Below are 18,499 nucleotides of genomic sequence, written 5' to 3'. Positions count from 1 at the left end.
GAATGCTCGCTTCTATTGAGGCATTACCACCATGTCCGGTGAAATTAGGGCTTCCATTCCATCTTCAATCATTATTTCACGGGTTACAAGGTCGACCTTGACCCGGTTGGAAGTAATATAAACTGCCGGACTCTGAACTTTCACATTCCCTTCAAGGAAAAGTAAGTTCTCCTTGGGTTTAAAATCGAGACGATCAGCAATAAGCCCCATATCGCCATAATTACCTTTTACATTGTCCCAGAGCTTTAATCCCTTGCCCTTCTGGCTGACTTCGCCATGTAAGGCGCTAACAAAAACTTCTTTACGATCCCGGCCAAGGTAATATGTGACCCGGGGTTTGTCGGCCTTTACCAGACCTTCTTCCTGATCGTAATCAGCGCTTCCTGCCCGCAAAATCCATTCAATGTCACCACCAGTCCCCTGAATCAGTTCAATTTCCTCAGCAGAAATATCAGACTGGTTCTCATCGGCCACCAGCGGACTTCTTACAACGCCACGGGCCATGTGCGGAAAAACTCCGTACTTTTTACTAAGCAGAGTTCCGGAAGCAAGCCCCAGAAACAAGGCAAGAATCAAAGATAAAACCAAGCCGATACGGCCCATCTAACCTGCCCACTCTTTCCAGATTGCGTCCAACTTGCCCTGCGCATCAAGAATAAATGAAATTGCTTCACGCACAGCACCTCTCCCGCCCTTACGGCTGGAGATCCATTTTGAAATGCCGAAGATTTCAGGCTGGGCATTTCTTACGGCCATGGGCAACCCCACGCGCAGCATAACAGGGACATCAATCCAGTCATCACCCATGTAAGCGACTTCTTCGTCTTTAAGACCCTTATCTTTGAGCAGCTTCTCATAAAAAGGAAGCTTTTCACGCTGTCCGGGATAATAATCCGTAATTCCCAGTTCAGTCACCCTTTTTTCAACGGCACCATGATTCAATCCGGTAATTACCGCCAGATCAATCCCTGCCTGTTGGGCAAACTTGATGCCGAGACCGTCCTGTACGTTAAAACGCTTAGTTACGTTACCTTCATGATCATAATAAAGACCGCCGTCAGTGAGAACACCGTCAACGTCAAGAATAAGCAGCTTAATTTTTTCAGCGCGCTGTTTAGCAGACATAATTCACACTCCAGGCGGCAAGAAGGTCTCTGATCAGGTCTTCAGCACGATCCAAAGGCCAGCTGTTAGGGCCGTCACAAAGCGCGCAGTCCGGGTCAGGGTGGGTTTCCATAAAAACACCGGACGCACCAGCAGCCACAGCAGCACGGGAAAGGACAGGGACAAACTCACGCTGTCCACCGGATTTACCATCAAGACCACCGGGAAGCTGTACTGAATGGGTAGCATCAAAAACTACCGGACACCCCAACTCTTTCATAATTGCCATGGAACGCATGTCCACAACCAGATTGTTGTAGCCGAAGGAAGCACCGCGCTCGGTGAGCCAGATACGGTCGTTGCCGGCTTCACGCAATTTGCCCACTACATGGCGCATATCATGGGGGGCAAGAAACTGCCCTTTTTTAACATTCACAACCCGACCGGTATTTGCGGCAGCAACCAGAAGATCTGTCTGGCGGCAGAGAAATGCGGGAATCTGGATCACATCAGCCACTTCACCAACAGGAGCAGCCTGATCCGGGGTATGAATATCGGTAACAACAGGCAGTCCGGTTTCGTCCTTAACCCGCTGTAACCATTTAAGCCCTTCCTCCATGCCCGGCCCTCTGAAAGAAGTAACAGAGGTCCGATTAGCCTTGTCGAAAGAGCTTTTGAAAATTACCGTCACATCAAGACGGGATGCGATGTCCGCCAGAACTTCTGCAGCACGCAGGGCAACATCTATGGTTTCCAGTGCACAAGGCCCCGCCAGAATGAACGGTCCCTGCTTACTTTTTTGATATAATTCATCGGGGGTCAAAAGAAACTGCCCTCCAATTATAAGACTGCCCGGAAACACTGCATACAGTGCTCCCGGGCAATCGATAGTTAATTTTACTTATTGTCGCGGGCAGCCTTGATAAAATCCCTGAACAGCGGGTGAGCATGCATGGGATTGGACTTAAATTCCGGGTGGAACTGGCAACCCAGGAACCAGGGATGATCGGCAACTTCAACGATCTCAACCAGAGATTCATCCGGGGAAAGACCGCTGAGCACCAGCCCAGCTTCAACGAGCTGATCTGCGAATTTTTCTTTGTTGAACTCGTAACGGTGGCGGTGGCGTTCCTGAATTTCAGTCTGGCCGTACGCTGCCATGGCGTTGGTTCCCTCAACAATCTTACAGGGGTAAGCGCCAAGACGCATGGTTCCGCCCTTATCGCTTTCTTCGCAACGGCTTTCAGTTTTCTCTGTGCGGTAATCGAACCACTCTTTCATCAGGTAGATGACGTTGTCAGTACCTGTAGGATTAAATTCTTCAGAGTTAGCACCGGTGAGGCCCATTACGTTACGTGCGTATTCAATAACTGCGCACTGCATACCGAGACAGATACCAAAGAAAGGTACTTTGTTTTCACGGGCATACTGGATAGCCGCGATCTTACCTTCAACACCACGATGACCGAAACCGCCGGGAACCAGCACGCCATCAATTCCGGCCAACTTTTCCTTAACGTTTTCGGGAGTAATCTCTTCCGAGTTCACATAACGCAAATTAACTTTGACTTCATTTGCGACACCGCCGTGGATAAGGGCTTCATGCAGGGATTTGTATGCTTCCTTGAGATCCACATATTTACCGACAATGCCGATAGTGGTTTCACCCTTGGGGTTCTCAAGAATATAGTTAAGCCTTTTCCAAGGCTCAAGATTACAATTCTTAGCCGGAAGCTTAAGGAGTATAGCAATCTTCTGGTCCAGTCCTTCATTATAAAAACTGAGCGGAAGCTGGTAAATAGATTTTACATCAACAGCGGTAAAAACAGCATCACGATCAACGTCACAGAAAAGAGCAATCTTGCGCTTGATATCTTCATCAAGATCAACTTCACTGCGGCAGAGGATGATATCCGGATGAATACCGATGCTGCGGAGTTCCTTGACGGAGTGCTGGGTAGGCTTGGTCTTAACTTCGCCTGCAGCTGCAAGGTAGGGAACAAGGGTCAGGTGAATATAAAGCACATTCTCGCTGCCCAGCTCGGAGCGAAGCTGGCGAATAGCTTCCAAAAAGGGAAGACCTTCGATATCACCGACAGTACCGCCGATCTCGATGAGGGCCACGTCCTCACCATTGGGAACATTTTTCACCGCATTTTTAATCTCGTCGGTAATGTGCGGGATAACCTGCACTGTACCGCCGAGGTAGTCGCCGCGACGTTCTTTAGTGATTACGTTGTGATAAACACGGCCGGAAGTCATGTTGTTTTTCTGGCTGAGCGGAACATCAAGGTAACGCTCGTAGTGACCGAGGTCGAGGTCAGTTTCGGCGCCGTCATCAGTTACGTAAACTTCCCCGTGCTGAAAGGGGTTCATGGTTCCGGGGTCAACATTGATATAAGGATCAAGCTTCTGAATAGTTGCGGTCATCCCTCTTGCTTTAAGAAGTGCGCCGATGGATGCTGCGGCCAGCCCTTTACCAAGTGAGGACAACACGCCCCCGGTGATGAATATAAATTTGGTTTTCATAACGCTCCCGTCCCGTGGCGGACAATTTATTTTAAAATATCGCTGTTACATAAAACAAAATTGACAGCGAATAAAGTCGATACTCATGAAAAAAACACAAAAAGGTCCCAACCCGTAAACAATCCTATATTCAGGCGTATCCCACTTTAAAAAAATGTGTTAGCGGTACGTCCTGAGGAATATAGACTGTTGACGGGAGGCTGACCCGCAATTATGTTCCTCTCTTCAAAACAGGCATTAAATAGTCTTGGAATATTTCTATTGTCAACATCTGGAGGACAAAAATATATGGCCCGCGTTAAAGTTTTGGTCATCACCGGTTACGGAACCAACTGTGAACACGAGTCTGCTCATGCCGCTAAAAAAGCGGGCGCAGACGAAGTAGACATCACTTATTTTTCCGATCTTGCTGCAGGAAAAAAAACTCTTGAAGGTTACAACTACCTGATTTTTCCCGGCGGCTTTCTTGACGGCGATGACCTCGGAGCGGCACAGGCTGCTGCACTCCGCTGGAAACACGCTCACACCACAGACGGGACACCGCTTGTGGACCAGATCAAAAAATTCTTTGAAGACGGCGGCGTAATCTTAGGAATCTGCAACGGATTCCAGCTGCTGGTTAAACTTGGCCTGCTGCCCGCAGTAGGTGGAGAATACTTCACCCGTCAGGTCTCGCTCAGCTACAACGATTCCGCTAAATACGAAGACCGTTGGGTTCACCTCAAGGCTAACCCCGACTCTCCCTGCGTATTTACCAAGGGAATCGAAACCCTGAACGTCCCTGTCCGTCACGGCGAAGGTAAAATTATCCCCGCTGACGACGCAATGCTCGAGAAAATTGTGGAGAATAATCTCCACGCAGTACAGTACATCGATCCCGAATCCGGCGATGTAACCATGGACTACCCTGCCAACCCCAACGGCTCCCCGCTTGGCATAGCAGGACTGACTGATCCTTCCGGCAGAATCCTCGGACTCATGCCGCATCCCGAAGCATTCAACCACCCCACCAACCATCCCAAGTGGACCCGTGGCGATATTCCGACTCTCGGTCTGGCGCTCCTCGAAGGTGGCGTGAATTATATTAAATCGCTTTAAGATTGCCTCCGGCGGCCCTTTGAGGACCAGAGAAACTTTTGCATAAGTTTCTTCTGAACTCTTCAAAACCTTTCATTAAGGCTTCGCCGTCTTGTGCTGCAAATCAGTATTGAAATTAAAAGGGGAGAGTTGTTTATCACTCTCCCCTTTTCTAATTCATACTGCTGAGAACTAAATCAACCCAAATACGCCAGCGCATCAGATTCAAATGCCGAAAATCACCCTCAGAGGAACACCTCCCGCAAACCCACCGCAAGGCCAGACATGGCGCTCCATGATGGACGTTGCCATTCGCGAAGCTTTCAAAGCCCGCAAACACGGTGAAGTTCCCATCGGCGCAGCTCTTTTCACTGCGGAAGGCGAACTGCTGTCCACCGGAAATAACACCCCACTCACCAAAAACGATCCCACCGGACACGCAGAAATCAACTGCCTACGCCATGCCTGCGAAGCAATCGGAAACTACCGCCTCCCGCGCGGCTCAATTCTGGTGGTAACACTCGAACCCTGCATCATGTGCCTCGGCGCAATTATCCACGCAAGGGTCGGCGGAGTTATCTTCGGAGCACCAGACCCCAAAGCCGGGGCCGTAATCTCCAATCTGGAAGGGACAGAACTCCCCTTCGCCAATCACAAATTCTGGACCATAGGTGGGGTTTGTGAAGATGAATGCAAAAACATCCTGCAAAGTTTCTTTCTGCACAAAAGAAAAAACTAAAGGCCGGAAATATAATCCCCGGCCTTTGAATCTGTCAGTATAAATTTCTACTTATTCGAGCTGGTATCAAAAATCCCAATCTGGTTACCCAGACGGACTTTGATGGCCCCGGATTTATATTTACCCGGCTCAAAAACCAGAATCACCAACGAACCACCGTAAAGAAAATGCCCCAACTCATCACCACGCCTGATAGCGACCGGACCGCTCGCCTTGGTGAACTTGTCCTCAAAAACCACTGATCCCACGGTGCTCAAGCCGACCGGAACAACTCCGACCAGCCCATATTTCCCGGTATCTATAACAAAATAGCCACGCTGGTAGCTCTCGAATGCACCAAAACTGGACCCGAAGTAGCCAACGTTTCCAGTGGTCGGTACAAATTTCGGAAAATCATCCATACCAAGCAAAGCTCCATCAATGAGCTTAGTCTCAATGACCTTACCACCCACAGGGGCATGGTAGTGATGGTAGGTATTGGGCATCAAAACACACGACATGGCGGTTCCGCCCACAAAACGTTTCCAATGCTTTGACCCGGCCAATAACTGCCGAATATTAAGCTTCTGCATCCCCTTGGTAGGAATTGTCGCTGTTTCAGCAACAAGTTTCGCTGGAATGGTATTTACAATAGCATCGGTAGGTGCGGAGATGACGTAATCTCGCTCCGGCATGGTTTGAGGCCGAACTTTCGATATATCCTTGAATTTTCGTGAAAAGAACTGGTTGTAGGACTTAAATCCACCGTCAGCGGCCTTGGGGTTAGGCAGGACATACTCTTCTTTTTCAATACGCGGGTCAGACAACCACTGGGCAACACGTGCAGTAGAAGCTTTGCTGTTCAGAAAATCGCCCCGCTCTTTAGCAAACTGATCAAAAATCATGATTCCCGGATGCGTCTGAAAAGCAGCCCTTCCAAATGGATTCCGGTAGGCGAAAAGGTCCATCTGCTCAATGTAAAGAAGTCCATTATCAGAGCTACCCTTCGCTTCAGGCAGAAAGGAACACCAGTCAACAAAAAAAGGAACCAGATCAGCAAAAAATTTACCTTGCCAGGGATTACCGCCTTTGCGATAGCCCTCTGGGAGAGGTTGCATATTCTTGAAGGCTTCATCAATAAGCATCCTGAAAACCTGATCCCCTTCATAGGATTCAACCAATTCGGAAATTGATTCCTTGCACGGACAATCATCCGGGATCGCATATTTGGTGCCAAAACCTGCACTCGGAAAACAGAGAAGAATCAGACAGCTTAAAATCAACCATTTCCTAGCTTTGCCCATTGAGGCCTCCTTATGGTGAAATTTCGTTTCAGAACTCAAGATGAAATACAGAATCCAAGCATACTATAAATACACGCCAGCTGAAATCACAAAACAGCCCCACTGACAGCCCACGCATCTATCCGGCATTAAATGTCTATTTTCAAAATCTCGTCACAATACCCATCATTTCCCCTTGCCAATCAGCGCAAAAACAAATATAAATCGTGCCTTCCAAGACCGGACAGCCGGAATCGGTCTTGCGCATAAAATGCGGAAAGGTAGCGAAGTCCGGCCGTAACGCGCTCGACTCGAAATCGAGTTATGGGAAACCATACGTGGGTTCGAATCCCACCCTTTCCGCCACTATAAAAACAAGGACTTAGAAGATATCTTCTAAGTCCTTTTCTTTTTTCCAAATTAAACAGCTAAGATTATTACGATCCGATTCTCCGCCGCACACCAATCAAGCCGGCCAACCCAGCTCCCAGAATCCAAATTGCACCGGGAATGGGGGTCGGGCTGACAGATACGGCGTTGATATCAAAGCCGTCACCGCTGGAGCCGCCCGCTACACTTCCGGTGGTATCGGTGACCTTCAGGTAACTGTAAATGCCATTGGCAAATACAGTCTGCCCACCGAATGAATCGCCGTCCTGATTGTAAATGGACGGACTGAGCAGAACCCAAGCATCGCTTCCCAGATTAACCCCGGAACTTGTCAGGACATCATCAGTTGCAGCCCAGACCTGCGCATATTCATTGTAATTATTGGGCCTATTCCAAGTAGTCTCATAAATGGTAACCGGGCCGGTGAAAGAGCGTCCGAAAGAGAACACCGCACTCCCGCCCATACCTAAACTCAAGAAGTTATAATCCCCCCCTACTGCGACATTCTGGCTGTCCACAGCAGGAGCATCATAACTACCCAACGAATTCAACGGATTAGCACGGACAGAGGTGGCCGAAAGACCACTTCCCATGAAATAGTCGACGCTGTTCGCAAAAGTGGCCGCCTGCGCCGAAATTCCAAATAAAAGCATGCTTAGGCATGCCATCAATATTACATACTTTCTCATTTGATTCCCTCCTTTAGACCCATTCCTTACATTAATTTACATTATATCAATATTAAAATCGACTACTTTCGTGTGAAATATATTTCATAGAATCAGTCGTTTGGTATGAAATCAAAAAAAGATACCAATTCCCTTGTTGATGCCGGCATTACGGATTGAGATCAGCACACTTCCTCCAACCTGCCATTTGTATTCCAGCCTAATATTCGTGGTCGACTTGTTACCCGGCATAAGATAAACCCTGCTGCAACAGGAGTAGCAATGCTGATCGAAATTTCAAATGACCTGACGCTGACCGACACACCCGAAGATCTGGTGGAAGAGATTAAAGAAGCCCTTACCTTAACCAACCCAGATTACATTAACGCCATTAAGTACCGGGGCCGGGTAGGCAAAAAGATTCCCAAATATATCAAGATGTGGTCCGGTGACCGCAAAAAAAGACTGCATTGTCCACGCGGATTCGGCATTGAACTGCACCAGATCGCGAAAGCAGCAGGTATCGAGCCGGAATACAAAGACAAACGGCGAGAACTTGATCCAGTGGATTTTTCTTTCAAGGGAGAATTACGCCCTTACCAACAGGCCGCTTTGGATTCATTTTCCAACCAGACCCAGGGATTGCTTGAAGCCGGAACCGGGGCGGGCAAAACAGTCATGGCGCTGGCCCTGATCGCCAGCCGTAAACAGCCATGCCTGATCATTGTGCACACCAAAGAACTGCTCCTGCAGTGGATTGACCGCATCAAACAGTTTCTTGGAGAGGAAGCTGGACAGGTCGGTGGCGGCAAGTTCAAACTTAAGCCCCTGACCGTGGCGACAATCCAAACAGCCCGTAACCGCCTTGATGAGCTGCAAAAAGAATTCGGACACATTGTCGTGGATGAGTGCCACCGCACCCCGGCCAGCACCTTTCAGAAGGTAGTTAAAAATTTCGACGCCAAATACCTGACCGGACTTTCCGCCACCCCTTACCGTGCGGACGGACTGGACCGCATGATCAGCATGACTCTCGGTCCGGTTGTACACCGAGTGAATCCCGATCTGCTGCGTGATACCGGGGCCATTCTCAAACCGGAAATCTTCACTGTGGAAACCGCCTTCAGATTTGCAGGCAACCCTTCCGAAGAATATCCGCTCATGATGACCGCCATTGCTGAGGACTACCCGCGCAACAAGATCATTGCCGACTGCGTTAAAAACGAGTTCACCCGGAACTCCGGCACATTGCTCATGGTCGCCGACCGCACCGCCCATCTGGATGCCCTTTCAGATCTGCTTTTTGATCAGGGAGTTGAAGTAGCCGTACTGACCGGAAAAACTCCTACAGCTGAACGTGAAACTATCATCGAAGACTTGAATAACGGCAAGATTAAAGTGCTGGCCAGCACCGCATCACTGATCGGCGAAGGATTCGACTGTCCGGGACTTTCCACACTCTTTCTGTGCTCACCCATCAAATCAAAAGGCAGGCTGGTCCAGATCATCGGCAGAATACTGCGCCCCGCAGACGGCAAACGTCCGCGCCTCTACGACTTTGTAGACATTGAAGTCGGAGTACTGAAACACAGTGCAGGATTACGGCAAAAAATATACGCTGAGATTGCTTAATCAACTAGCGGGGAAGCCTGACCACAAACTCGGTCCACTCGCCGGGCTGGGAAAAAACTTCAAGGCTTCCTCCATGATTCTCGGTAACGATAAAATACGACACCGAAAGCCCCAATCCGATTCCATATCCCGGAGCCTTGGTGGAGAAAAACGGATCAAAAATATGTTTGCGGTAACTGAGATCAATGCCCGGACCGTTATCCCGTACCCTGATAATTGTATCCTTCTCCGTTACTTCTGTAATCAGCTGTAACTCGGGAACACTTCCATCTGCATACTCTTTATCACTCATGGCTTGCGCCGCGTTCTTAAACAGATTCAAGAAAACCTGCTCCAATTCACTAGGTATACATTTTTCACTATTAGCCTGCGAATCATAGTCACGAAAAATTTTGATCTTTTTAAAATCGTATTTCTTTTCCATATCGAAGTCGTTAGAAACAATTTCAATGGTCTGGTCCAACAATCCGTTAATATCGCAATAAACCTGCACAGCTGAACTGCCCCGGCTGAAATTAAGCATATTCTGGACAATTCTGGCTGCACGTTCGCCTGATTGTTGCACCCCATTCAGCATGGTAAAGACTTTGCGTTTTTCCATGTATTCAACCATCGCCGGAAAACTTACACCAGCCAGTTCCGCAGCCTCTACATTGGCAGGATATTTATCAGAAAAACGCCGCCTTATATTTTGAACACCCTGCAAAATCCCAGCTAAAGGGTTATTAATTTCATGCGCCATACCTGCTGCCAGACCACCTATGGAGATCATCTTTTCAGCCTGAATAATTGTCTCTTCAAGCCTCTTCTTCTCTGTAATATCCACCAGGGTAATCAGAACCCTCGCCAGACTATGCTCATAGCCATCGACCACATCAATATAAATCAATGTGTCCAGATTGCGACCTTTCAGATTCTCCCAGTGGATTTCATCATGAAAGTATGTCCTGCCGGAAGCCAATTCGGAAATCACGCGATCCAAAAAAGATAATGACTCTAACGATAAATAATTAGAAACTTGGCCGATTAACTGAGATTTGTCATCTGCCCCATGCAGGACAACAGAAGCTTCATTCAGAGTCACAACATTAATATTATCCATACATTTCTTTAGTTCTTCAGGATTCTCTCGCAGATACTCTTCAACATCCGTATTCCCTGCCTTAGTCCATTGTTCAAAAATGGGAATGAGTCCGCTCATTTCCACCTCTTGCATGGGCAACGGGGAAGACTCAAAGATGCGTCTGAAAATACGTTCACTTCTGGCTCTGCTCTCTTCTGCTTCTCTGCGAAGAGTGATATCCCGAAGAGCGGTAATTCGAATTTTTTTACCACCGTGGCTGCTCATGCGGGCCTGCACTTCGCACGGGAAAGAAGTCCCGTCCCGGCGCAAGGCCGTAGTCATATATGGGATTGTATCTTCGCTGAGAATGAGTTTTTCGGCTACAAAATCACGTGAATCCTGATGGAAAAATTGCAACAGATGCACCCCTTCAATACCTTGCGCCACATAACCGAACATTTTTTCCGCAGTTTTATTCATATTGATGAGGATACCGTTCTCGGAAAGAAAAATAGCTTCAAATGAGGCCATAGAAAGTTGCTTATAACGTTCTTCACTTTCCAGAAGCATAGACTCTGCTCTTTCCCTCTCAGATATTTCCTTATGCAATCTCCGGTTCCAATAAAGCACTCCGCAAAAGACAAGCAAAAACACTCCCGAAACTTTCAAGGCCATACTCCAAACCTTTGAAGAATCAAGAACGGAATCAATTTTCAACCTGATCCAACGTTCGGATATTGCATTCTTTTCAGATACTGAGATTGATTCCAGCACCTTATTCAAGATGCCCTGCATGATTTGCCAGTCATCACGGACCGCCATGGCAAGGTTGTTATTGGCCCACGGAGTTGGCGAGGCTACACGAAGATTATACAGGCCGCGTTTGTTGATTTCATAACTGGAGACTGCGAGGTTGGCTATACAGGCATCGGCCTCTCCGAGTGAAACGGCCTCCAATACCTCGGCAATATTGTTACGGAAAAGATAATCAAAATTCAAATCAGGATAGTCATTGGTAAGCTTGCTGTAAGTTGCCAAAAACTTAACTACGGCGATCTTTCTGCCTTCCAAATCATTTATCCGGGACACAAGGGGGGCATCTTCACGGGTAATAATAACCAACGGATAACTAAGGTATGTCTCGGTATAAACCAGATACTTCTGTCTTTCCGGTGTTTGTGAAATACATGGGAACAGGTCAATTTCCTTGTTGCGGCCCATCTCGAGAGCTTCTTTGAAAGAAATCCCATATACCGGTTTCAGCTTAATGCCCAATCTTCCCTCAATCAAATCCAGATAAGAGGACACCATACCTTTAAAAACCGGAATACCGGATTCATATTCAACATATTGAAAAGGCGGAAACTTAACTCCCACCCCCAACCGAAGAACCGGATGTTGCAGCAGAAAAGCCTGTTCCTCTTCAGTCAGATTCTTTTCCGCCCACAGGCCACGGGAATTCTTTGCACCTTCCGCAACAGGAACAGCCCAATCCAATACATAAAAAGAGAATATAAACAGCACAGTAAGTATAGTTGTCTTATAGATACTCGTTGAATTCATTCTTATTCTGCTTTCTGTTAACGGTTATGTTATTGTGAACAATAGCAGACAAATAAAGGAATAAACAAGAAATTTAACACAACTTCAAGTTATAGTGACACACTTTAATACTATACTGTCATTTAGCGGCTGTTACGCACCGCCTCCCTAGGTGTAAAACCAAAATGGCGTTTGAATTCACGACTGAATTGAGACGTACTCTCATAGCCGACGAGATGTGCAGCTGAACTGACTTGTTCTCCCTCTACGGCCATGAACTGACGGGCTTTTTCCAACCTGATCCTTTTCAGGTACTGCACTGGGGTCAATGCGGTTACTGCCTTAAAATGATTGTAGAATGAGCGTACAGACATATTGGCTCCTTCAGCCAACTTATCAATATCGATTCCGCTGCTGTAATTGTCATGAATAAAACGCAGGGATTTGGCGATCAGGGCGTAATCCGATTCACCGAAAGCAGCTGAAGCAAGCAGATGCCCATGTTTACCCATCAGAATATGGTAGTATATTTCACGGATGATCTGATATCCAAAAATATTAGCTTCCTTGCGTGATTTAAGAGCCTTAAGAAGACGGATAGCAGGATCAATCACATTATCTGCAAGCGGCTCGAAATATATCCCCGGAGAACTGGGAACCTTTCCCAGAGTATGCTTGTCATAGCTGTTGATTGATTCCACAAGATCTTGAATTACCTTGAAATCAAGGGGAACTGTAATACTTAACAGAGGCCTGTCCCCGGCAGGCACAACTTCGATATCCAACGGCACAATGGCGGGAACAACCAGAAACTCATCTTCGCCGTAAGTGTATGTGACATCACTCAAATGGCATTTTTTGTGTCCGTCTACTGCTATGCAGAAACACTGCTCATAAATCAGCGGAACTTTAGGTTTGTGCTCGGCAACCCGGAAGAGGGTAACTTCTTCCAAAAAAGTTTCATTCAACCCTTCACGCACCGCCCCATCATCAAGAGCTTCTTTTAATTCATTCAGCAAATTTCTATTTTGACTCATTTTATTCTCCTTCAATAGCAGCATCCTGTGTTACCCTGCTATCCATTGTTCAAAAATGATTCTACTAAAATGTTCTGATCTTGCAAAATAAGGCAAACTGTTTGCAAAAATAGGTATTCATAAAACGACTCCCTCAGGGCATAAACTAATTCAAACATAATCAAAAACAGGAGTTAACATGCTTAATTTTTCCTTTTACAATCCGACCAATATTGTTTTCGGCGACGGACAGCTTCAGGAACTGGATAATCTTGTTCCTAAAAATGCAAAAGTACTAATCACCTATGGCGGCGGCAGTGCCAAGAAGACCGGCCTGCTCGACCGGGTAAATTCTGAACTTGCCAAAAGTGAACGTACTGTCATCGAATTCGGAGGAATCCCGGCCAACCCGAGATTTGACGTACTTATGGAAGCGGTAAAAATCGTCCGCGATGAAAACATCGACTTCATACTCGCTGTCGGCGGCGGTTCCGTTATTGACGGAACCAAATTCATATCCCTGTCTGCTCCGGCAAAAGAATACGAAGGACGTGAACGGGAACTCATGAGATTCGGATTTACCCCTGTCCCAGTTGATTTCGCTATTCCCTTCGGAACCGTTCTGACCCTTCCGGCCACAGGCTCCGAGATGAACAACGGAGCAGTAATCAGTGACGATGAAGACAAACTCCCGGTTTTCTCCACCCACACTTTTCCGAAATTCTCTATCCTCGATCCTAAAATAACCTTCACCCTGCCCAAGACACAGGTTGCAAACGGCGTGGTAGACACCTTCATCCACACCATTGAACAATACCTGACCTATCCTGCGGAAGGACGTTTTCAGGACCGCACCGCAGAAGGTATTCTACAGACCCTGATTGAAATAGGTGAAACCACCGTTAACGAACCTGAAAATTACGATGCACGCGCCAACCTCGTATGGTGCTCTACCATGGCTCTGAACGGTCTCATCGGTGCAGGCGTGCCGCAGGACTGGACCACTCACATGATCGGGCACGAACTGACCGCCCTGACCGGTCTGGACCACGGCAAAACCCTGGCTGTGATGCAGCTTGCCAACTGGAAAGTCCGCCGCGCTGAAAAGCGTGAAAAACTCATCCAGTACGCTGAACGGGTCTGGGATATCCGCGAAGGCGACGATGACGCACGCATTGATCAGGCCATCGCCAAAACCGAAGAATTCTTCAACAGCATCGGTATGCATACCCGCCTCTCCGCTTACGATATCAAAGAAGATATTATAGACCGTGTGGTTGCAGGACTTGAAAAGCATGGCATGACCCAGCTTTCCGAGCGTGGCGATGTTACGCTTGAGGTTTCACGCAAGATGCTGGAAACAGCTCTGTAATCGGCTCAGATATTCTATCTATAAACACAAAAGGCATCCCGCTTAAAAAGCGGGATGCCTTTTCAATTTTCACATAATCATCCAGCAAAAACTATATCTCGACCTTGAACGGCCAGCCCATTATGCCGCCTTCCATGACTTTGACATTGGTCCAGCCGTTTGCTTCAAGTACCCGCTGAGCTTCATATCCGCGCATGGATATTTTACAGAAAGTAATAATTTCAACACTCTTATCCTGCGGAAGTTCTTCCAGCGAATTTCTTAATTTTCCTAATGGAATGAGCTTTTCCCCGACATTGAGGCGCATTTCATCAAATTCATCCGGCGCACGGACATCAAGAACAAATGGCTGCTCCCCGGCATCCAGTTTTTCCTTAACCAGCGCATTACTGATCCCGGTCATCTGCCCGGAGATTTTATTATCAAGGATGTGCGCCGTGGTGATGAAATGATCAATAGCCAGCGAGAACGGGGGCGCATACGGCAGATCGGCCATGCCTACCTCATAGATGGTATTGCCGTTCATGACGGCCATGGCGGCCTCAGCCAACTGACGATTCACTTCACCGGGCCCCACACACTGGAAACCGAGAATCCGTCCGGTGTTTGCATCCGCAACCATCTTGGAAACCAGCAGTTTAGACCTCATGAATCCCGGTTTATCAGGGCTGGCGTTGGTCGCAGTGACGACCTCGTAACCTTCGTCCCTGGCACGCTGTTCGGAAAGTCCGGTCGCTCCGGCACTGAGATCAAACACCTTGCAGATACCGCTGTTCACTGTGCCGGGAAACTTACATTTATTTCCACGAGCAATATTATCAGCAACCACGCGCGCCTCAAGGTTGGCAAGGTCGCCGTAAGGAGCAAAAGTCTTTTTACCTGTAATGCGGTGGTTGATCTCAACACAATCCCCGGCTGCATAAATATCAGGATCGGAAGTGCGCATAAATTCATCAACCGCAATGCCGCCGAAACCACCGAGCTTAATCCCCGCATCAGCAGCCAATTTAGCATTAGGGACAACTCCGATAGCAACAACAGCCAGTTCGCAGGGAATCACGGAACCGTCGTTGAGCTTGACCCCGGTCAGCCTGCCATTCTCACCGAGGAATTCAGCCACCCCGTTATCCGTATGGACAGTGACTCCTTTGGAGGCAACATGCTTTTCCACCAGCTTGGCAATTTCCCAATCAAGGAACATGAGCAGCTGCGAGAGCATCTCAACCACATTGACGTTCATGCCGGATTCGGAAAGAGCCTCGCATACTTCGATTCCAATCAGCCCGCCACCGACGATGACTGCATTCTTAACTTTACCGGAATCAACCAGTTCGCGCAGCTTGTCCGCATCACGCATTTCAGAAAGAGAACGCACTCCTTCAAGCTCAATTCCCGGAATGGGAGGACGGCGCGGAGTGGCCCCGGTGCAAAGCACCAGCTTATCGTATTCAATGTTTGATGATTCCCCGGTAGCTATATTGGTGCAGACCACAGTCTTATTCCGACGGTCAATAGAGGTTACTTCAGTATTGACTCTGGCTTTCACACCCTTGGCAGCAGCAAAAAAAGATTCATCCCGTACAACGCCGGTGGGTGTTGCAAGAAGAGCGTTACGCTCGTCAAAATTACCGCCGATGTAATACGGATAACCGCAGGACGCCATGGAAAGCTCCGGGGCTTTCTGAAGCAGAGTAACTTCCGCCCCGGCATCAAGCCGTTTGGAACGGGCGGCGGCTTTTGGTCCTGCTGCGGAACCACCGATGACAACAATTTTTCTGGCACTCATATGTTTCTCCTTTCGCTTTCAGTTTGTTCAATCAAATTTGAGGACTGGATTGTCAGGTCTTTTTAAAAGCACCTTATACGGCTACAGTCGCTGCGCATTGATCGAGATCAATGAAAGCTGTTTTTTACAAGAAACACACATAATTAATAGGATAATCAAAATATCCACACCGGGTCCGGCTATACATCCTCCGCCTTCCCTGATTTCCGTAAATGCAGAAGGATAACTGCAAATGGCATTTCTAATAGACGAAAAGCTTCTACTCACGTATCTTTTAAATAAAAATAAAACATTCTCAAAAGGTGCACAGTGGATTCAAAAAAGCCAACATACGAAGAGCTTGAAAAACAAAGCTTAGCTGCTAAATGCAATGATTCCGTGCATTCAATTTTGGATACAACTGACGATACCACCTACATTCAACAGCTGTCGGACAATAAAGACTACTTGGATGCCCTCTTCAATTCCACACTCAGTGGCGTCATAGTGGTCGACGCTGACTCCCGTAAAATTGTAGATATCAACGAGACAGCCCTTGAAATGCTCGGACGCAGCAAAAACAAGGTTGTTGGAAAAGAATGCCACAACTTTGTATGTCCGGCAGAAAGAGGAAAATGCCCTATTGCTGATCTCGGCCATACAGTAGACAGATCTGAAAGGATTCTACTTACGGTTAATGGCGGAAGCCGGAAAATCCTAAAAACAGTTAAAACCTTAGCTGTCGCTGAAAAAAATCTTTATATTGAGAGCTTTATCGACATTACTGACCTGAAAGAAGCAGAACAAGCCCGCGAGAAGCTCATAGGAGAACTGTCTGAAGCGCTGGAAAAAGTAACAGTTCTCAGCGGATTGATGCCGATTTGCGCCAAGTGCAAAAAAATACGTGACGATAAAGGTTACTGGAATAACCTCGAGTCATATATCGAAAAATACTCTGAAGCATCCTTCAGTCATGGAATATGCCCGGAATGCTCCGACAAGATGTACGGGGACCAAGACTGGTATATCAAAGGCAAAAAAAAGCGAAAAAATGATAAAGAATAAAATTAAAAGGTGCGTAAAACAATTTACGCACCTTTTTTTTGGATTCTGATTTATTCAAAAGTTGGCATTTTTCAACCGACCACAGACTCCCTTCCATAGTGCCGACCGGAGACCACCATGCTTCGGGAAAAATATCATTTTCTGGACTAAACCCCGTATAACTTCTGATTTATTAAATCCTATCAAAAAGCATCAATTTAAAAGCATCTCACCTAAACGTTTTAATTAACACAAAAACTATATCGATATCGGTCAAAGCAAAAGAAAAACTCATACTTATAATTGATTTTTATCATATCCATATCATTATTTCAGCCATTCAAGACTTACTTACTGATTATTTTTGAGATATAGTATTCTTAAAACAGGGAAAGCTATGAAGCGTATAATTTACACAGTCTTAATTCTGATACTGAGCACATATCAAACCGCTCTATGCGATGAGGACACAATTGTGTGGTATCATGCGGACTATCCTCCCGGCTCTATCTGCAAAGGACCGCTAAAAGGGAAAGGCTACCATGATCAATTCATGAAAAGCCTTAGGGACAAACTACCGGAATATACTCACACTTATCGAGTCGCGAACTATAGTCGAATAGCAAAACAGCTCAGCATTTCAAACGGTTGCTGCATAACCATATACAAAACTAAAGAACGCTTAAAATACATTGAGTATACCCAACCGACAATACTTGGACTGACAAATGGTGTGCACATTCTTACAAAAAATTTATACAAGTTTAAACCATTCATCAATCCAGCTGGACAGATCTCAATAATTGACCTTCTGGAAAACACAAACCTGCGCATGGGTATTTCAAAAGGCAGACGCTATACGGGAGTCCTTGATGACTGGATAGAAAAAAATGCAGGTTCAAACAATCTATACACCTATTATAAAAAGGACATCTTTGAAGGGCTTATCAAGCTGCTTGAAGCTGAACGCAACGTTGACTTTGTGATAGGGCATCCACAAGAAATTTCATGGCTTTTAAAGCAAGGTATTGTCGAAGACAAATTCCTGTTCATCCCCATCAAAGAACTGAATCCCTACAGTATTGCGTACATAGGTTGCACAAAAAATAAATGGGGGAAAAAGGTGGTTTCAAAGATCAATAAATTATTAAACCACACATACGACCCTGACTACATACAAGCACACCAGTCATACCTGCCCCCGGAAGGGATAAAACTGCATAATGCATATCTGAAAAAGGTCTTTCCAGCGAACTGCGGCCCTGCTGAAAAATAAAAAAACGGACACAAGCACAA

General features: G+C 46.8%; 15 protein-coding genes and 1 tRNA gene. 7 read left to right on the top strand and 9 right to left on the bottom strand.

What is annotated here, in order from left to right:
* Positions 1-12: 12 nt before the first annotated feature.
* The 4 genes from lptC to pyrG all read right to left on the bottom strand — a co-directional run bounded on the left by lptC (position 13) and on the right by pyrG (position 3,633).
* The gene (gene lptC, locus ACNI29_RS16150; protein ID WP_419779403.1) at positions 13-603 is read right to left on the bottom strand and encodes an LPS export ABC transporter periplasmic protein LptC; all 591 of its coding nucleotides are present in this window, start codon (positions 601-603) and stop codon (positions 13-15) included.
* Positions 604-1,125: a KdsC family phosphatase gene (locus tag ACNI29_RS16145; protein WP_419779402.1), complete on the bottom strand. Its 522-nt coding sequence runs from the start codon at positions 1,123-1,125 to the stop codon at positions 604-606.
* Entirely contained in the window at positions 1,115-1,927 is an 813-nt protein-coding gene (kdsA, locus tag ACNI29_RS16140; RefSeq protein WP_419779401.1) for a 3-deoxy-8-phosphooctulonate synthase, read from the bottom strand. The genes ACNI29_RS16145 and kdsA overlap by 11 nt, the downstream gene beginning before the upstream one ends.
* Before the next feature lie 74 nt (positions 1,928-2,001).
* A complete protein-coding gene (pyrG, locus tag ACNI29_RS16135) occupies positions 2,002-3,633 on the bottom strand; it encodes a CTP synthase (protein ID WP_419779400.1) in 1,632 nt (543 codons plus the stop codon).
* Positions 3,634-3,921: 288 nt separating this feature from the next.
* On the opposite strand from pyrG, the gene ACNI29_RS16130 reads away from it, so the two are divergent.
* Entirely contained in the window at positions 3,922-4,731 is an 810-nt protein-coding gene (locus ACNI29_RS16130; protein ID WP_419779399.1) for a phosphoribosylformylglycinamidine synthase subunit PurQ, read from the top strand.
* A 208-nt stretch (positions 4,732-4,939) separates the two neighbouring features.
* Positions 4,940-5,449 carry a nucleoside deaminase gene (locus ACNI29_RS16125; protein WP_419779398.1) on the top strand — a complete coding sequence of 170 codons (510 nt, stop codon included), beginning with the start codon at positions 4,940-4,942 and terminating at the stop codon, positions 5,447-5,449.
* Positions 5,450-5,496: 47 nt separating this feature from the next.
* On the opposite strand, the gene ACNI29_RS16120 is transcribed toward ACNI29_RS16125, so the two are convergent.
* Positions 5,497-6,732: a phosphatidylserine decarboxylase gene (locus tag ACNI29_RS16120; RefSeq protein ID WP_419779397.1), complete on the bottom strand. Its 1,236-nt coding sequence runs from the start codon at positions 6,730-6,732 to the stop codon at positions 5,497-5,499.
* A 254-nt stretch (positions 6,733-6,986) separates the two neighbouring features.
* Between ACNI29_RS16120 and ACNI29_RS16115 the strand changes: the two genes are divergently transcribed.
* Positions 6,987-7,077: transfer RNA gene (locus ACNI29_RS16115), tRNA-Ser, on the top strand.
* Between the two features lie 71 nt (positions 7,078-7,148).
* Here ACNI29_RS16115 and ACNI29_RS16110 read toward each other — a convergent pair.
* The gene (locus ACNI29_RS16110; RefSeq protein WP_419779396.1) at positions 7,149-7,790 is read right to left on the bottom strand and encodes a VPLPA-CTERM sorting domain-containing protein; all 642 of its coding nucleotides are present in this window, start codon (positions 7,788-7,790) and stop codon (positions 7,149-7,151) included.
* A 261-nt stretch (positions 7,791-8,051) separates the two neighbouring features.
* Between ACNI29_RS16110 and ACNI29_RS16105 the strand changes: the two genes are divergently transcribed.
* Positions 8,052-9,401: a DEAD/DEAH box helicase gene (locus tag ACNI29_RS16105; protein ID WP_419779395.1), complete on the top strand. Its 1,350-nt coding sequence runs from the start codon at positions 8,052-8,054 to the stop codon at positions 9,399-9,401.
* A 4-nt stretch (positions 9,402-9,405) separates the two neighbouring features.
* Here ACNI29_RS16105 and ACNI29_RS16100 read toward each other — a convergent pair whose 3' ends face one another.
* Together ACNI29_RS16100 and ACNI29_RS16095 are read right to left on the bottom strand one after the other, a co-directional pair.
* Positions 9,406-12,027, bottom strand: coding sequence for a PAS domain S-box protein (locus ACNI29_RS16100; protein WP_419779394.1), 2,622 nt, complete (start codon positions 12,025-12,027; stop codon positions 9,406-9,408).
* Between the two features lie 122 nt (positions 12,028-12,149).
* Positions 12,150-13,043: an AraC family transcriptional regulator gene (locus tag ACNI29_RS16095; protein WP_419779393.1), complete on the bottom strand. Its 894-nt coding sequence runs from the start codon at positions 13,041-13,043 to the stop codon at positions 12,150-12,152.
* 178 nt (positions 13,044-13,221) lie between these two features.
* Between ACNI29_RS16095 and ACNI29_RS16090 the strand changes: the two genes are divergently transcribed.
* Positions 13,222-14,394, top strand: coding sequence for an iron-containing alcohol dehydrogenase (locus ACNI29_RS16090; protein WP_419779392.1), 1,173 nt, complete (start codon positions 13,222-13,224; stop codon positions 14,392-14,394).
* 91 nt (positions 14,395-14,485) lie between these two features.
* Here ACNI29_RS16090 and ACNI29_RS16085 read toward each other — a convergent pair whose 3' ends face one another.
* Positions 14,486-16,180 (bottom strand): FAD-dependent oxidoreductase, encoded by a 1,695-nt coding sequence (locus ACNI29_RS16085; RefSeq protein WP_419779391.1) that lies wholly within the window; start codon positions 16,178-16,180, stop codon positions 14,486-14,488.
* A 309-nt stretch (positions 16,181-16,489) separates the two neighbouring features.
* On the opposite strand from ACNI29_RS16085, the gene ACNI29_RS16080 reads away from it, so the two are divergent.
* The gene (locus tag ACNI29_RS16080) at positions 16,490-17,224 is read left to right on the top strand and encodes a PAS domain-containing protein (protein ID WP_419779390.1); all 735 of its coding nucleotides are present in this window, start codon (positions 16,490-16,492) and stop codon (positions 17,222-17,224) included.
* A 376-nt stretch (positions 17,225-17,600) separates the two neighbouring features.
* A complete protein-coding gene (locus ACNI29_RS16075; protein WP_419779389.1) occupies positions 17,601-18,479 on the top strand; it encodes a TIGR02285 family protein in 879 nt (292 codons plus the stop codon).
* The last annotated feature ends 20 nt before the right edge of the window (positions 18,480-18,499 follow it).

The organism is Maridesulfovibrio spiralis (SeqCode), assembly GCF_048571135.1.
In the GTDB taxonomy this organism is placed as follows: domain Bacteria; phylum Desulfobacterota; class Desulfovibrionia; order Desulfovibrionales; family Desulfovibrionaceae; genus Maridesulfovibrio; species Maridesulfovibrio spiralis.
This window is presented reverse-complemented; position numbering and strand designations above follow the sequence as displayed.

Coding starts and splice junctions, on each gene's coding strand:
- lptC (WP_419779403.1), bottom strand. CDS start 603: ATGGGCCGTATCGGCTTGGTTTTATCTTTGATTCTTGCCTTGTTTCTG.
- ACNI29_RS16145 (WP_419779402.1), bottom strand. CDS start 1,125: ATGTCTGCTAAACAGCGCGCTGAAAAAATTAAGCTGCTTATTCTTGAC.
- pyrG (WP_419779400.1), bottom strand. CDS start 3,633: ATGAAAACCAAATTTATATTCATCACCGGGGGCGTGTTGTCCTCACTT.
- ACNI29_RS16130 (WP_419779399.1), top strand. CDS start 3,922: ATGGCCCGCGTTAAAGTTTTGGTCATCACCGGTTACGGAACCAACTGT.
- ACNI29_RS16125 (WP_419779398.1), top strand. CDS start 4,940: ATGCCGAAAATCACCCTCAGAGGAACACCTCCCGCAAACCCACCGCAA.
- ACNI29_RS16120 (WP_419779397.1), bottom strand. CDS start 6,732: ATGGGCAAAGCTAGGAAATGGTTGATTTTAAGCTGTCTGATTCTTCTC.
- ACNI29_RS16110 (WP_419779396.1), bottom strand. CDS start 7,790: ATGAGAAAGTATGTAATATTGATGGCATGCCTAAGCATGCTTTTATTT.
- ACNI29_RS16105 (WP_419779395.1), top strand. CDS start 8,052: ATGCTGATCGAAATTTCAAATGACCTGACGCTGACCGACACACCCGAA.
- ACNI29_RS16100 (WP_419779394.1), bottom strand. CDS start 12,027: ATGAATTCAACGAGTATCTATAAGACAACTATACTTACTGTGCTGTTT.
- ACNI29_RS16095 (WP_419779393.1), bottom strand. CDS start 13,043: ATGAGTCAAAATAGAAATTTGCTGAATGAATTAAAAGAAGCTCTTGAT.
- ACNI29_RS16090 (WP_419779392.1), top strand. CDS start 13,222: ATGCTTAATTTTTCCTTTTACAATCCGACCAATATTGTTTTCGGCGAC.
- ACNI29_RS16085 (WP_419779391.1), bottom strand. CDS start 16,180: ATGAGTGCCAGAAAAATTGTTGTCATCGGTGGTTCCGCAGCAGGACCA.
- ACNI29_RS16075 (WP_419779389.1), top strand. CDS start 17,601: ATGAAGCGTATAATTTACACAGTCTTAATTCTGATACTGAGCACATAT.